Source organism: Limnobacter sp. G6BE5S (genome assembly GCF_058448965.1).
In genome coordinates, this window is record NZ_JBZFLM010000002.1 from 379,348 (window position 1) to 393,553 (window position 14,206).

A 14,206-nucleotide genomic window follows, 5' to 3' on the forward strand; every position below is an offset into this window, starting at 1 on the left:
CTTGGAACAGGGGGCTGCGTAGTGGATAATGCAGCCTTGTTTTGTGTTGAACCCCGATCACAGGAAGATTAATGAAATTTCGTTTTCCAATTGTCATTATTGACGAAGATTTCCGCTCCGAGAACGCATCTGGTCTCGGCATTCGCGCCCTGGCAGACGCCATCGAAAAAGAGGGCGTTGAAGTATTGGGAGTTACGAGTTATCACGATCTTTCCCAATTTGCCCAGCAACAAAGCAGGGCCAGCGCGTTCATCTTGTCGATTGACGATGAAGAGTTCGGCTTGGGTAGCAAAAAAGAGATCGAGGACGCACTGCAAAATCTGAATAATTTTGTGCAGGAAATTCGCTTCAAAAATGCAGATATCCCAATTTATCTGTACGGCGAAACGCGTACATCGCGGCATATTCCGAATGCAATCCTGAAAGAATTGCATGGTTTCATTCACATGTTTGAGGACACTCCGGAATTTGTGGCTCGTCACATTATCCGTGAAGCCAAAAGTTATCTGGATTCATTGGCGCCTCCGTTTTTCCGCGCCTTGGTGCACTACGCGCAAGATGGCTCCTACTCTTGGCACTGCCCTGGACACTCGGGCGGCGTTGCGTTTCTGAAAAGCCCGGTCGGGCAAATGTTCCACCAGTTCTTTGGTGAGAACATGCTGCGTGCCGACGTGTGTAACGCCGTGGATGAATTGGGTCAATTGCTTGATCACACTGGCCCGGTAGCTGCCTCTGAGCGCAATGCCGCTAGAATTTTTAATGCCGATCACTGTTTCTTCGTGACTAACGGCACATCGACTTCCAACAAAATGGTGTGGCATGCCAACGTGGCACCTGGCGACATCGTCGTTGTAGACCGCAACTGCCACAAATCGATTCTGCATTCGATCACCATGACCGGTGCCATTCCCGTGTTTTTGACGCCCACGCGCAATCACTTGGGCATCATCGGGCCCATCCCGCTGGACGAGTTTAAACCTGAAAGCATTGCCAAGAAAATTGCAAACCATCCGTTTGCCAGCAAAGCCAAAAACAAAAAGCCCCGTATTTTGACGATTACACAAAGTACCTACGACGGTGTTTTGTACAACGTGGAAATGATAAAGGAAGTGCTGGGCTCTGAAATTGATACTTTGCATTTTGACGAAGCCTGGTTGCCGCACGCCAGTTTCCACCCCATGTACAAAGACATGCATGCGATTGGTCGCGACCGCCCGCGCACCAAAGATTCACTCGTGTTTGCAACGCAATCTACTCACAAAATGTTGGCTGGTTTGTCGCAGGCTTCGCAAATTCTGGTGCAGGAAAGTGAAAACCGTAAACTGGACAGGCACATTTTTAACGAAGCGTATTTGATGCACACCTCCACCAGCCCGCAGTACGCGATTATCGCGAGCTGCGATGTGGCGGCCGCCATGATGGAGCCGCCAGGCGGCACCGCTTTGGTCGAAGAAAGTATTATGGAAGCGCTGGATTTCCGCCGTGCCATGCGCAAGGTGGCCGAGGAGTTTGGCGACGACTGGTGGTTCAAAGTGTGGGGCCCGGATGTGTTGAGCGAGGAGGGCATGAGCCCGCGCGACGACTGGCTGATCCACACCACCGACACCTGGCACGGCTTTGGCAAAATGGCCAATGGTTTCAACATGCTCGACCCGATCAAGGCGACTATTGTGAACCCGGGGCTGGATGTGAATGGTCAGTTCTCCGACGCTGGCATTCCCGCGTCTATCGTCACCAAGTACCTCGCCGAGCACGGCGTGATTGTTGAAAAAACGGGTCTGTATTCATTCTTCATCATGTTCACCATCGGCATTACGAAAGGCCGCTGGAACACGCTGGTGACTGCCTTGCAGCAGTTCAAAGACGATTACGACAAGAATCAGCCACTGTGGCGTGTGATTCCTGAGTTTTGTCAGGCGAATCCGCGCTACGAGCGAGTGGGCTTGCGGGACTTGTGCAACACCATTCACGACATGTACCGCAAGAAAGATGTGGCGCGTTTGACGACTGAAATGTATTTGAGCGACATGCAGCCCGCCATGGTACCTGCCGATGCGTATGCAAAAGTGGCGCACCGTGAAATTGAACGTGTCGCAATTGATGATCTGGAAGGGCGTATTACTTCAGCCTTGTTGACACCGTATCCGCCAGGTATTCCGCTGTTGATTCCTGGCGAGATTTTCAATGCCACGATTGTGGACTACTTGCGTTTTGCACGTGACTTCAACAAACAATTCCCCGGTTTTGAAACTGATATTCATGGTTTGGTCGGAATTGAAGACGATCAGGGCAACGTCAGTTACTTCGTGGATTGTGTGAAAGAGTAAGCGGTTCAGGTTCTCGGATGCTGCGAATCTTACGCAGCATCCAGAGCCAGCATTAAATCAGCAATTAAATCGTTCGGATCCTCCAACCCAATCGCCAGTCGCAAGATTGGTCCACATTGGCCATTCGCATCGAGCAGGTAGCGCTTGCGACTGTCCGCCACGTTCACGACCAATCCCAAGCTTTCAGGTCCCCCCCACGAGTAGGCAATCTTGAACAGTTTCAGGCTATCGATGATTTTGCAGGCTTGCTCGTCGGTGTAATGCGATTGAAGTACCACGGAAAAAATGCTGGCAAAACCCGTGAAGTCGCGTTTGTAAAATTCATGGCCGGGGCATTCAGGAAATTCTGGGTGCAGTACCCGTGCAATTGCCTTGTGCTGTTTTAACTCGGTGGCCACCAGCAAGCCATTTTCGGCTTGTTGCCGATAACGCAAAGGCAGGGTGAGCAGGCCACGCAGTACCAGGTCGCAATCGGCCGGCGACACACCCAGGCCCAGTATTCGGTTTCTTCGTTCCAAATCGGTAAACGCCCTGGAGTTGTTGCTTAACACCGCACCCATTAATACATCGGCATGACCACACTGGTATTTGGTCAGGGCCTGTACGCTGAAGTCGAAACCATGCTCGAAAGGCTTGTAGGCAATTCCTGCGGCCCAGGTGTTGTCAATGCCAGTGCGCGCGCCGTGGGCCTTTGTCAAAGCCACAATGGTTTGTAGATCGGGTACTTCAAAGGTAAGCGAACCCGGTGCTTCGGTCCACACTAGCTTGGTATTGGTTTGCAGGGCAGCGGCCACACTTGCGGCATTGCAGGGGTCATATTCAGTGAATTCAATGCCGTAGTCTGCATGCAGGCTTCGCGCAAGGGCTTGCACGGGGCCGTACACATTCTCGGGAATCAGCCAATGGTCGCCAGTTTTCAGGCAGGCCTGCGCCACCAGCGCAATACCTGTCAGCCCGGACGGGCACACCAGCGCATGCATGGCACCCTCAATTTCAGCCAGTTTCTTGGCCAGGGTGTATTGCGTGGGGTTGCCGTGCAGGCCATAGCTGTAGTCCAGCCCAATCGGGTTCACGGGTGCGCGTTGTGCTGCCGTGCTTTCAAAAAAGGTACTGGAGCCACGGTAAAGCGGCACAGGCAACGCCGAAAACCCTTCGGTACTGACCGGTTTGGAATGAACAATTTCTGTGCTGAGGCCGTGCGTCGGCTTGTCGTGCTTGAAGGTGCTCATGGCTTGGGCTTCATTTTTTGAATCACAGTGTTTTGATCATTACTTGAGATTTTCTGTTCCAGTCGTACAAGCGTTTTCGTTCAATCGGCAGCTTGTCCACATCGCCGACCACAAAGCCGCGTTTCAAAAAGAAATGCGAAGTTTGTGTGGTCAGTACAAATAGCTGCTTCAAGCCCTGCTTGCGCGCATCGTGTTCAAGTTTCTTCAAGAGCCGTTCGCCATCGCCGGTGCCCTGCCAGGAAGGATGCACCACCAGGCAAGCCAGTTCGGCCACACCTTCGGCGTGGTAGGGATACATGGCCGCACAGCCCCACAAAATGCCATCGTGTTCCAGCACGGTGAAGTGGTCAATGTCGCGTTCAATGCGATCGCGCCCACGGCGCACCAGCACGCCCGCCATTTCAAGCGGTTCAATCAGGGTTTTGATACCACCGGAATCATCGAGCGTTGCCTGACGCAGGCTTTCCAGGTTTTCTTCAGACACCATGGTGCCTACGCCATCGTGCGAAAACAATTCCAGCATCACACCGCCGTCCAGATTCAAGGGCACAATGTGTGCCCGGCCCACGCCGCCTTGCACCGCCAAAATGCAGCACTCCAGGTAATCCTTGGTCAGCTCGGGAAGATCCTCTTGCTGCATGATTTCGCGAGCCCTGTCCAGCTCCAGTTCCTCAAGCAACTTGCCGCTTTTGTCGAAAACTCCCTCAATCTGTGTGACGAAAATCAGCTTGTCAGCCTTCATGGCCCGCGCAGTGCTGGTTGCAACGTCTTCCATGGTCAGGTTGAACGCCTCGCCCGTGGGCGAAAAGCCAATGGTGGACAACAACACAATTGCGTTGCTGTTCAGGCTCATCTGAATGGCGGTTACATCGATTTTTCGAACCAGGCCGGTGTGTTGCAAATCCACGCCTTCCAGAATACCCATGGGCCGTGCAGTAATGAAATTGCCGGAAATGACGCGCATGGACGAATGTGCCATGGGTGTGTTGGGCAGGCCTTGTGAGAAAGCCGCTTCAATGTCCAGGCGAAGTTCACCCGCCGCTTCTTTGGCACATTCCAGCGCGCCTTTGTCGGTGATCCGCCAGCCCTTGTGAAACGCCGGTTGAATGTTGCGCAAAGCCAGTTGTTCTTCAACCTGCGGGCGGGAACCACACACCAGCACAATGCGCATGCCCATGGCGTGCAACAACGACAAATCCTGAGCCAATGAATTCAGATAGCCTTGGTAGGCCAGCTCGCCATCGACAGCCACCACAAACGTTTTGCCACGAAAGGCGTGAATGTAGGGCGCAACAGTTCGTAGCCATTGAACAAAAGTTTGGCTGTTCATGGAAAGGTCGTCGTGGCTGGGGGTGTTGCTCATTGGCTTGGGGGCTGTCCTGAAAAAAGGGAATACACTGTGGGGCAGCCGTGGCCGCTCGTTCGATTGATTATAATTTCCGATTGCGTGCAGTCCAGTCTTCTCGCTGTTTTTGCCCGATTTGATCGGAATTTGAACCCAATATTGGTTATTTGTGTTGTCAAAAGAACAAACCCTCCTGTCGCCACTCGAAATTCGTTACCCCGAAGAGTTACCGGTTTCCCAACGCCGCACTGAGATCAAGCAACTGATTGCAGAGAATCAGGTTGTGATTGTGTGCGGAGAAACAGGCTCAGGCAAAACCACACAATTGCCAAAAATGTGCCTGGAATTGGGGCGCGGCCTGAATGGGCAAAGCATTGTGCACACCCAGCCACGCCGCCTGGCCGCCACAGCCACGGCCAAGCGAATTGCACAGGAACTGAATTCCGAGATTGGCCAGTGGGTGGGTTTTAAAATTCGCTTTCAAGACCAATCCAATGCCAGTACGGCGGTGAAATTGGTGACTGATGGTATTTTGCTGGCTGAAAGCCAAACGGATCCACTGTTCAAGAAGTACGACACCATCATTATCGATGAGGCGCATGAGCGCAGCCTGAATATCGATTTTCTGCTGGGCTATTTGAAGGATGTGCTGGGCAAACGCCCGGATTTGAAGTTGATCGTCACCTCGGCCACCATTGACGCCGAACGTTTTTCAAAACACTTCGAGAATTTGCAGGGCAAACCAGCCCCGGTTATTGAAGTGTCTGGCCGCTTGTACCCGGTTGAGCTACGCTACAAAGACCCCAACGACTTTGACACCAGTCGCAGAAAAAATGCCCCTGTGAATCCCGCTGATGAGGTGGACGAAGACGCCTTTCAAGCCGCCACGCTCGACGCTGTGGAAGAACTTTGCCGCGAGGGTCAGGGCGACATTCTGATGTTTTTACCCGGCGAGCGTGAAATTCGCGACATGGCAAATTTCCTGGGCAAGAACATGCGTCAAACGCTGGAAATTTTGCCATTGTTTGCGAGGCTTACTGCGCAGGAGCAAGAACGTATTTTCAAACCCAGCGGGCGCAGGCGCATTGTGCTGTCCACCAACGTGGCAGAAACCTCGCTCACTGTGCCGGGCATCCGTTATGTGATTGATTCTGGTGTGGCCCGTGTGAAGCGCTACAGTTACCGCAACAAGGTTGAAATGTTGCAGATCGAGCGAATTTCCAAGGCATCGGCCAACCAGCGGGCAGGGCGTTGCGGCAGGGTTGCAAACGGTGTGTGCATTCGTTTGTACGCTGAGTCTGATTTTGCCGGTCGTACTGACTACACCGATCCGGAAATTCTTCGCTCATCATTGGCCTCCGTTATTTTGCGAATGAAAAGCCTGCACCTGACCGAGGTGGAGGACTTTCCATTTTTGCAGCGACCAATGGGCCGCGCAATTGCCGATGGTTATCAGTTGCTCAGCGAGCTGAATGCGCTGGACGATGCCGGCCACTTAACCAAAATTGGTCGGGCCTTGGCCAAACTGCCTTTGGATCCACGCATTGCCCGAATGTTGTTCGAAGCCAGCCAACGAGGCTGTTTGAATGAACTGCTGGTGCTGGCCGCCGCCTTGTCAATTCAAGACCCGCGCGACCGTCCAATTGACGCACAAGAAGCCGCGGACAATGCTCAGCAGCAATTCGACGATGCTGAGTCTGATTTCATGTCGTTTCTTAAGTTATGGAATTTTTATATTGATTTAAAAGGAAAAGGATCAACAAATCGTGAGATGAAAAACACGCTTCAGCGCAAGTTTTTATCTGCGAACCGGCTGCGGGAATGGGGTGAGGTTCACCAACAGCTCACCGCCATGGTGAAAGACCAAAAATGGACATTGAACGCCACACCGGCCACATACGACCAAATCCATTTGGCATTAATGGCCGGTTTGCTGGGCAATATTGGCTTGAAACACGAGACTGATCCGGTCTATCTGGGCGCACGCAGCATCAAGTTTTCAATCCATCCCGGTTCCAACTTGTTCAAGAAAGGCGGCAAGTGGATTATGGCAGCCGAGCTGGTTGAAACCACCCGGCTGTATGCCCGCAGTGTGGCCAAAATTCAGCCTGACTGGATTGAGAAAGTGGGCGCGCATCTTGTGAAACGCAACCACAACAATCCGCACTGGGAGAAGGGTTCTGGCCAGGCGGTTGCCCTGGAAACCGGCACTATTTATGGCTTGCCGATTTATTCCCAACGCCGCGTTAGCCTGGCCCGTTTCAATCAGGCAGAGGCACGCCGCTTGATGATTCATGAAGGTTTGGTGCCCGGGCAGGTCAAAACGAACGTGCCGTTTTATGTACACAACCGCAAGCTGATCGAAGACCTGGAAAAACTGGAGCACAAAGCCCGCCGACAAGACATTTTGGTCGACGAGGCCCTGATTGCCCAGTTTTACGACGACAAGCTGCCCGCAGGCGTCTACAACCAGCAAACCCTTGAAAACTGGGCGAAACAAGCCAGTAAGGAAGACCTGGCCGCGCTTTGTCTGAACAAGCAAGATTTGCTAAGCAAGAAAGCAGGGGACATTACCACCGAGTTTTATCCCAAGAAGCTGGAAATGGGTGGCTTGGCATTTGACTTGAGCTATCACTTTGAGCCGGGCAGCCCGCGAGATGGTGTCACCTTGACCATACCGTTAATGCTGCTGAACCAAGTGAATGCAGGGCGCACCGAATGGCTGGTGCCCGGTATGCTGAAAGAAAAAGCCTTGCTGTTGCTGAAAAGCTTGCCGCAAAAACTTCGCCGTCATTGCGTACCGGTGCCGCAGTTCGCTGAAAAATTTGCCGAAGCACACTTCGATTCCAAGCTGTATGACAAACCCTTGCTCGAGCGCCTGCGCGATTTCGTGGCCAGCGAAACGCCAGCCAGGCCTTTGTTAAGCGATTTTCGTATTGAAACACTGCCGCCGCACCACTTCATGAACTTCAAGTTGGTGGACGAGCATGGGCGTCAGCTGGACATGCAACGTAGCCTGTCCGCCTTGAAGGCTGAGTGGGGCCGCAAGGCGCAAGAAAGTTTTAAAAGCTCGGACGTGGTGGAGCAGGTACGGGCGCAAGTTGGATCGGGTCAGGTGCAGCCCGGCAACACCAAAACCGAATCGGCCAAGACGCCTGTGTTGAGCAACAATGCCTTCAACGACAAACCCATCACCGACTGGAGTTTTGGCAGCCTGCCCGACATGCTTGAAATCAAGCGAGGCGGCCAAACCTTTTTCGGATACCCCGCCCTGAAAGACATGGGCGACCATTGCATTGTGGAAGTATTTGATGAGGAAGACATTGCCCGCAAAGTTCATCTGGATGGCGTGCTTCGGTTGTTCAATATTGCCCTGAAAGAACCCTTGAAGTACCTGACCAAAAATCTGCTGGATTTTCAGAAGGTGGCCATGCTGTACATGCCCTTGGGGTCATCGGATGAGCTTCAGCAGCAGTGGATCAAGCTGACCTTGATGCGCAGTGCATTGGCTGCGGGCCTGCCTGCTACGCAGGATGAATTCAATGCCAAAGTGCTGGAAGCACGCAGCCGAATGAATTTGATTGCGCAGGAAATTGGAAAAATTCTCCTGATAATACTTAATGAATACAGTGCATTGAGCAAGAAACTTCAGTCGTTGTCTAAATCGTTTCCAGAATGTGTGGCCGACATTCAAAATCAACTTAACTGGCTGTTGCCCAAAGGATTTTTGCTGAAAAAACCTTGGGAGCAGCTAACACACTACCCACGTTATTTGAAGGCTGCTCAAATTCGCCTGGAGCGGGTACGCAATTCAATCGACCGCGACAAGCAACTGATGAAAGATGTCATGGATCTTCAATTACACTGGGTCCGTGCTTCCTCTCAACTCAAGGGCCAAGAGGACGAAAGTCTCAGCCAGTTTGCCTGGCAATTGCAGGAACTTCGCGTATCCCTGTTTGCCCAAGAGTTACGTACACCGATGCCGGTGTCTGTAAAACGGTTGCAAAAGGCCTGGGAAACCATGGCCAAGCGTCAGTAACAGTCCTCCACGATAAAAGGAACATGTATGAACAATGCAATGTCGATACTTTTTAATGCACTGGTGGATTCTTTCAGACCCAAAATGTTGATGCTGACCTTGGTATCGGTGGCAATCGCATCCGTGTTCTGGTTGGTGATCATTTGGTTGTCGATTGATCCTTTGGTCAGCGCTGCAACCTGGGCATTGGGTTATCTGGGTTTTGATTTTTCCGCCGATGCATTGGCAACCGATGCTGCATTCATGGGCTGGCTCAAGTTTATTTTGGTGCCATTGGCGGTGTTTGGCTTGTTGTGGCCCATCGTTGCAACCTCTGCTGTGTTGCTTGCTGGTTTGTACGTCACGCCACCCGTGGTTAGTTACCTTACCGACAAAGAATTTCAGGGAATTGAAAAGAAAGGCGATTCCGGCATGGTGATGAGTCTTTGGGTCACTTTGAAAGCAGTCATTATTTTTCTGATTGCGTGGATCGTGACTTTGCCCCTGTGGCTTATCCCTGGCATGGCGTTTGTATTGCCTATTTTGTTGACAGCCTACTTGCTTATGGCCGTGATGCGTTTTGATTCGCTGGCTGGCCACGCCACCAAACTGGAAATCAAAGAAATCAGAAGGCGCGACAGCACATCGGCCTGGTTAATTGGTTTGGTTTGCGCATTCTTAAGTTTCATTCCTCCAATTTTGTTGATCATGCCCGTGATGTCGGCTTTGGCTTTTACACGTCATTACATGGGCGCACTGGCTCACGTGCGGCAAGACAAAGTGATCGACATGCCCGTGATTCAATCTAACTAAAAAAAGAGCACAACATGGCAGTACCTAAAATTGGTTTGATTGTGGTGGGCGACGAAATTCTGTCAGGTTTGCGACAAGACAAACACATACCCGCCGTGATTGAACGGCTTGCAGCGCGTGGACTTCACTTGTCATGGGTGCAAATGGTGGGGGACGATCGTGAATTCCTGGCCGACACCCTGACGCGCTCATTTGCAAGCAAGCACATTGTTTTAAGTTGCGGCGGCATTGGCGGAACCCCCGATGACCACACACGGCAAGCAGCAGCCCAAGCCTTGGGGCTGCCAATTGTTCGCCACGAGGGCGCGGTGGAATTGATTCGCCAGCGTTGCGAGGAAAGTGGACAGCCTCTGGACGAGTTTCGCTTGCGCATGGCCGATTTTCCTGCCGGTGCCAGCCTGATTCCAAACCCGTACAACCGCATTGCAGGTTTTACTGTGGGGCAACATCACTTTGTGCCAGGCTTTCCCGTTATGGCTTGGCCCATGATTGATTGGGTGCTGGATACGCTTTACCCGCAATTTCACCACCTGGAACTTGAATACAAAAAAGCGTTGTTGTTGTTCAACACGCCAGAGGCCCGAATTACGCCGGTAATGGAACAGCTTGAAGCGGCTTACCCTGATTGCAGGTTATATAGCCTGCCCAGCGTTGGGAACAACAAACTGGCACGTCACATTGAGTTGGGTGTGAAGGCTCGGGGCAATCTTGGCAAGAAGGAAGTTGTCTCGAATGCATTTACCGAACTGGTGAAGATTCTGGAAAACATGTGTTGTGAATTTGAGTTGATCAAATAAAAAAAAGCCTGCCACAAAAGAGGGCAGGCTTTGAGAATTCGTTCCAGGAGGAACGAGGAGACATCTTTACAGGCAAATTAGCTTGCGATCAAGCTGCTTTGCGGGCCTTTGTAGTGGCTGTGTTGGTGGCCTTGATGGTTGCCTTGGTTGCGGCTTCCACGTTGGCTTCTGCCATTTCAACAGCTTGTTTGGTGGCCTTGCTTACGCTGTCGTAAGCAGTGTTTGCTGCGGTAATTGCTGATTTCATCAGTGCTACAGCACTTTCTGAGCCGGCAGGCGCATTTTTGCTGGCTGATTCAAACAGCTCAACGAATTTTTTGTTGTTCTCAGACACTTGCTCTTCAACCAGCTTGGCCGCTTCAGAAGCGATGCCAGAAGACAGGGAGTACAGGTCTTTGCTGTAGGAAACAGCTTTTTCTGACAAGGGTTGTGTAACTGATGTTGATACCGCAACGAAGTCTTGAATGTCTTTTGCAGAAGACAAGGCTTTAACGGCCTCAACACTATCTTCCATGTAGGCTTTAACAGCGTTAAGATTCAGTTCAACTACTTTTTCAACGTTGCTGAACGATTGCTGGCTAAGACCCAGGATCTTTTCAAGGTTGGCTTTTTGAACGTCAAGAAATTGTTCGGGGGTCATCATCATAGTTTGCTCCGTCAGGTTTCGTACCACTAGGGTTGTTTGTCGAACACCGATTGATGCGGTGCACAAATTGAATTCTACCGAAAAAAAATCTCATGTCAATAAAAATGTTGCATTGCAATAATTCGATTTGCTTCTGTTGTATTAATCATGATTGACGCGTTCTACACCGATGAGTTTGTGCTGCCTTTGCCCCCGGGCCATCGGTTTCCAATGGAGAAATATCGAATTCTCCGGGACAAAGTGTCTTTAAGTGCCTGTTTTGCAAGGCTATCTATTCCAGACGCAGCCACGCCCGGTCAATTGGCCTTGGCGCATTGCCCAAACTATATAGAGCGTATAGAAACGGGCAATGTTTCGAAAGATGAGCAACGAGGCATCGGTTTTCCCTGGTCAGATCGAATGGTGGAGCGTTCCCGAAGGTCTGTGGGAGCCACCGTGGCTGCTGTTCGAAGTGCGCTGCAGCACGGTGCTTCTGTTAATTTGGCAGGGGGTACTCACCATGCCAAGCGCAGCAAGGGCGGTGGGTTTTGTGTATTCAACGATTTGGCAGTGGCTGCGCGTGTTTATCAAACCGATGCGATTGCATGGTTAAACTCAGCCCAAAACGGGGCAATCTCATCCCGTGGTGGTCACCACGTGCTGGTGATTGACCTGGATGTGCATCAGGGCGATGGCACAGCCGAAATTTTGAGAAACGACCCCAGTGTGTTTACTTTTTCGATGCACGGCGAGAAAAACTATCCTTTCCAGAAAGAAAAAAGTGACCTGGACATCGAATTGCCCGACGGAACTGGCGATGCTGAATATCTCACACTGCTGGATAAGTCTTTATCCCGGATTGAGCAGGGTTTTACGCCCGATCTTGTTTTGTATGTCGCTGGGCTTGATGTTCATCAAGCGGACCGTTTGGGCAAACTGGCCCTGAGTGACGATGGTATCGAGCAACGCGATCGAATGGTTTTGCAGTGGGCTCAAAAACGTAAATTACCCGTGGCGGCGGTCATGGCCGGTGGATACTTTCCCGATCTTGATCATTTAACAGACTTGCAACTCGGGGTCATTGAACGTTTGGCCGAATACAGTCAACAACATCAAAAACTACGCTAGGCAGGTAGATTTAAGAAATCGCTCGAATTAGATGACTTAAAACCCTGTTATCACTCGATCTGGACCCTTGGCGGTTCAGCTAAATCTGCGTAGAATTCAACGAAACATTTGTTCAAATAATAAAGACAAAGCACCATGATCTATCAAGCATTACTTGGCTCAACACTTCTTGCTTTTTCCATGGTGTTCAGCTATTCAGTTCAGGCAGCGCCCGGCCAGGCCGAGAGAGTCAATTTGAAAGAAGCGCACGACCCGCTTTCTCTCAACAGTTCGGTCGCCTTGGTGGCAGATGCTGATTCTCTTGAAGTGCTTTATGCCAAAAACCCATCCGCAGTGGTTCCCATCGCATCGATCACGAAAATCATGACCGTGGTGGTGACGCTAGAGGCAGGGCTTGATCTGGATGACGTCATCACCATAACAACAGACGACATCGACTACTACAAAAACACCCGCTCACGCTTGAAGCCCGGTAGTGAGTTCACCCGCCGCGAGCTTATTCATTTGGCGCTCATGGCTTCCGAGAATCGTGCGGCTTCCGCACTTGGACGTAGCTATCCCGGTGGTTTGGCAGCCTGTGTAGCTCAAATGAATCGTCGTGCGGCTTCACTGCAAATGCTCAATACCAATTTTGCGGAAACCACAGGTTTGTCGGTTGAGAACAAATCAAGCGCCAACGATTTGGCGCGCATGGTGCTCCATGCTCAGCGTTTCCCTTTGATTCGACAATTTTCGACTGATCCGCAATTTTCTGTGCAGTCGGGTAAAGGGCAGTTGAACTTTCGAAATACCAATCGCCTGATCAAAAACAAGGAATGGGATATTCAGGTTCAGAAAACTGGCTTTATCAATGAAGCTGGGCGCTGTCTGGTCATGAAAGCGCGCGTTGGGGATCGTAACTTGGTGATCGTACTGCTTGATGCTTTGGGCTCTCAGGCCCGATTCGCTGATGCGGAACGTATTCGAGAGTACGTCATGGCCGTGGCGCCCAGTGCCGCCACGTACGTCACAAAATAGGTTAAAGCCTGAATCGCCCGCTAGGTGGGGTCACGCGACCCTGCCAGCCTAGCGATGCGCTAATTCTTTGCGCTGTGTGAATTAACTCCTGAAGCCAGTCTTCCTGAATTCGGTCCGCAGGCGCAGAAATGGACAAACCCGCAATCAGTTTGGATGAATCATCATAAATGCCCGCCGCCATGCAGCGAACGCCCATTTCCAGTTCTTCATTGTCCCGTGCAAATCCTTCCGTTCTTACCAGCAGCAGTTCTTTTTCCAGCTTGTCGAGTGTAGTCAGGCTATTTAACGTGGTGCCGCGCAAAGTCGTACGGTCCGAATACAGCTTTAAATTCTCTGGCGATTCACTGGCAAGAAATAGTTTCCCGGTGGAAGTAAGGTGCAAAGGGGCACGACCGCCAATGGCTCGCACCACCTGCATGCCCGAGCGTTCGCTGTAAGCGCGATCCACATAAACAATTTCGTCACCCTGTCGAACCGATAAATTCACGGTTTGCCCGGTCAGGCGGTGCAGTTTGCGCATTAACTCCAGGGCAGCATCACGCACGTTCAAGCGGGCTTTCACCAAATTGCCCAATTCGAGCAAACGCATGCCAAGTCGGTACAAGCCAGGGTCGGTGCGGTCAACCAGTCGGCAAGCCACCAGATCATTCAAAATCCGGTGTGCTGTGGAAGGGTGCAGCTTGGTATCGCGGGCCAAGTCTTTCAATGCAACAGGGTCCTGGTGTTCAGCCAATGCGTCCAGCAATTGCATCATTCGTTCAATCACCTGAATACTGGTGCGTCCAATCGACTCTTCGCTCATACGGGGTAGTTCCTTTTCATGCAGTGGGAAGTTTAAACCATATTGTGAAATACGTCACTCGTTATGGTTATCACTACTGGCTTGAAAGCGGCTTGCTGCATACAC

At 51.4% G+C, this 14,206-nt stretch carries 10 protein-coding genes; 6 read left to right on the forward strand and 4 right to left on the reverse strand.

The features are described 5' to 3' along the window. Window positions 1-71: 71 nt before the first annotated feature. The gene (locus tag ACVL1J_RS04930; RefSeq protein ID WP_159570103.1) at window positions 72-2,327 is read left to right on the forward strand and encodes an arginine/lysine/ornithine decarboxylase; all 2,256 of its coding nucleotides are present in this window, start codon (window positions 72-74) and stop codon (window positions 2,325-2,327) included. Between the two features lie 29 nt (window positions 2,328-2,356). Here the strand turns inward: ACVL1J_RS04930 and ACVL1J_RS04935 are convergent, their stop codons facing one another. Together ACVL1J_RS04935 and argA are read right to left on the reverse strand one after the other, a co-directional pair. After that, the gene (locus ACVL1J_RS04935; RefSeq protein WP_341236404.1) at window positions 2,357-3,556 is read right to left on the reverse strand and encodes a PLP-dependent transferase; all 1,200 of its coding nucleotides are present in this window, start codon (window positions 3,554-3,556) and stop codon (window positions 2,357-2,359) included. 22 nt (window positions 3,557-3,578) lie between these two features. Then, a complete protein-coding gene (gene argA, locus ACVL1J_RS04940) occupies window positions 3,579-4,919 on the reverse strand; it encodes an amino-acid N-acetyltransferase (RefSeq protein ID WP_159570107.1) in 1,341 nt (446 codons plus the stop codon). Window positions 4,920-5,070: 151 nt separating this feature from the next. On the opposite strand from argA, the gene hrpA reads away from it, so the two are divergent. Genes hrpA through ACVL1J_RS04955 form a run of 3 tightly spaced genes read left to right on the forward strand, consistent with a single transcriptional unit; the run spans window position 5,071 to window position 10,529 of the window. Next, entirely contained in the window at window positions 5,071-8,940 is a 3,870-nt protein-coding gene (gene hrpA / locus ACVL1J_RS04945) for an ATP-dependent RNA helicase HrpA (RefSeq protein WP_341236403.1), read from the forward strand. Window positions 8,941-8,967: 27 nt separating this feature from the next. Beyond that, on the forward strand, window positions 8,968-9,732 hold the full coding sequence (locus ACVL1J_RS04950) for an EI24 domain-containing protein (RefSeq protein ID WP_341236402.1): 765 nt from the start codon (window positions 8,968-8,970) through the stop codon (window positions 9,730-9,732). A gap of 14 nt (window positions 9,733-9,746) precedes the next feature. Continuing rightward, window positions 9,747-10,529: a competence/damage-inducible protein A gene (locus ACVL1J_RS04955; RefSeq protein WP_159570113.1), complete on the forward strand. Its 783-nt coding sequence runs from the start codon at window positions 9,747-9,749 to the stop codon at window positions 10,527-10,529. Window positions 10,530-10,617: 88 nt separating this feature from the next. Here the strand turns inward: ACVL1J_RS04955 and ACVL1J_RS04960 are convergent, their stop codons facing one another. Next, window positions 10,618-11,172, reverse strand: a complete 555-nt coding sequence (locus ACVL1J_RS04960) for a phasin family protein (protein ID WP_341236435.1) — start codon at window positions 11,170-11,172, stop codon at window positions 10,618-10,620. A gap of 150 nt (window positions 11,173-11,322) precedes the next feature. Between ACVL1J_RS04960 and ACVL1J_RS04965 the strand changes: the two genes are divergently transcribed. After that, complete coding sequence (locus ACVL1J_RS04965) at window positions 11,323-12,282, forward strand: histone deacetylase family protein (protein ID WP_341236401.1); 960 nt, start codon at window positions 11,323-11,325, stop codon at window positions 12,280-12,282. 135 nt (window positions 12,283-12,417) lie between these two features. After that, window positions 12,418-13,299 (forward strand): serine hydrolase, encoded by an 882-nt coding sequence (locus ACVL1J_RS04970; protein ID WP_341236400.1) that lies wholly within the window; start codon window positions 12,418-12,420, stop codon window positions 13,297-13,299. 1 nt (window position 13,300) lies between these two features. On the opposite strand, the gene ACVL1J_RS04975 is transcribed toward ACVL1J_RS04970, so the two are convergent. Next, window positions 13,301-14,101: an IclR family transcriptional regulator gene (locus ACVL1J_RS04975; RefSeq protein WP_159570117.1), complete on the reverse strand. Its 801-nt coding sequence runs from the start codon at window positions 14,099-14,101 to the stop codon at window positions 13,301-13,303. Between the last annotated feature and the right edge of the window lie 105 nt (window positions 14,102-14,206).

Excerpts from the sequence above, each read along its gene's own strand:
- ACVL1J_RS04930 (WP_159570103.1), top strand. The coding sequence starts at position 72 with ATGAAATTTCGTTTTCCAATTGTCATTATTGACGAAGATTTCCGCTCC.
- ACVL1J_RS04935 (WP_341236404.1), bottom strand. The coding sequence starts at position 3,556 with ATGAGCACCTTCAAGCACGACAAGCCGACGCACGGCCTCAGCACAGAA.
- argA (WP_159570107.1), bottom strand. The coding sequence starts at position 4,919 with ATGAGCAACACCCCCAGCCACGACGACCTTTCCATGAACAGCCAAACT.
- ACVL1J_RS04950 (WP_341236402.1), top strand. The coding sequence starts at position 8,968 with ATGAACAATGCAATGTCGATACTTTTTAATGCACTGGTGGATTCTTTC.
- ACVL1J_RS04955 (WP_159570113.1), top strand. The coding sequence starts at position 9,747 with ATGGCAGTACCTAAAATTGGTTTGATTGTGGTGGGCGACGAAATTCTG.
- ACVL1J_RS04960 (WP_341236435.1), bottom strand. The coding sequence starts at position 11,172 with ATGATGACCCCCGAACAATTTCTTGACGTTCAAAAAGCCAACCTTGAA.
- ACVL1J_RS04965 (WP_341236401.1), top strand. The coding sequence starts at position 11,323 with ATGATTGACGCGTTCTACACCGATGAGTTTGTGCTGCCTTTGCCCCCG.
- ACVL1J_RS04970 (WP_341236400.1), top strand. The coding sequence starts at position 12,418 with ATGATCTATCAAGCATTACTTGGCTCAACACTTCTTGCTTTTTCCATG.
- ACVL1J_RS04975 (WP_159570117.1), bottom strand. The coding sequence starts at position 14,101 with ATGAGCGAAGAGTCGATTGGACGCACCAGTATTCAGGTGATTGAACGA.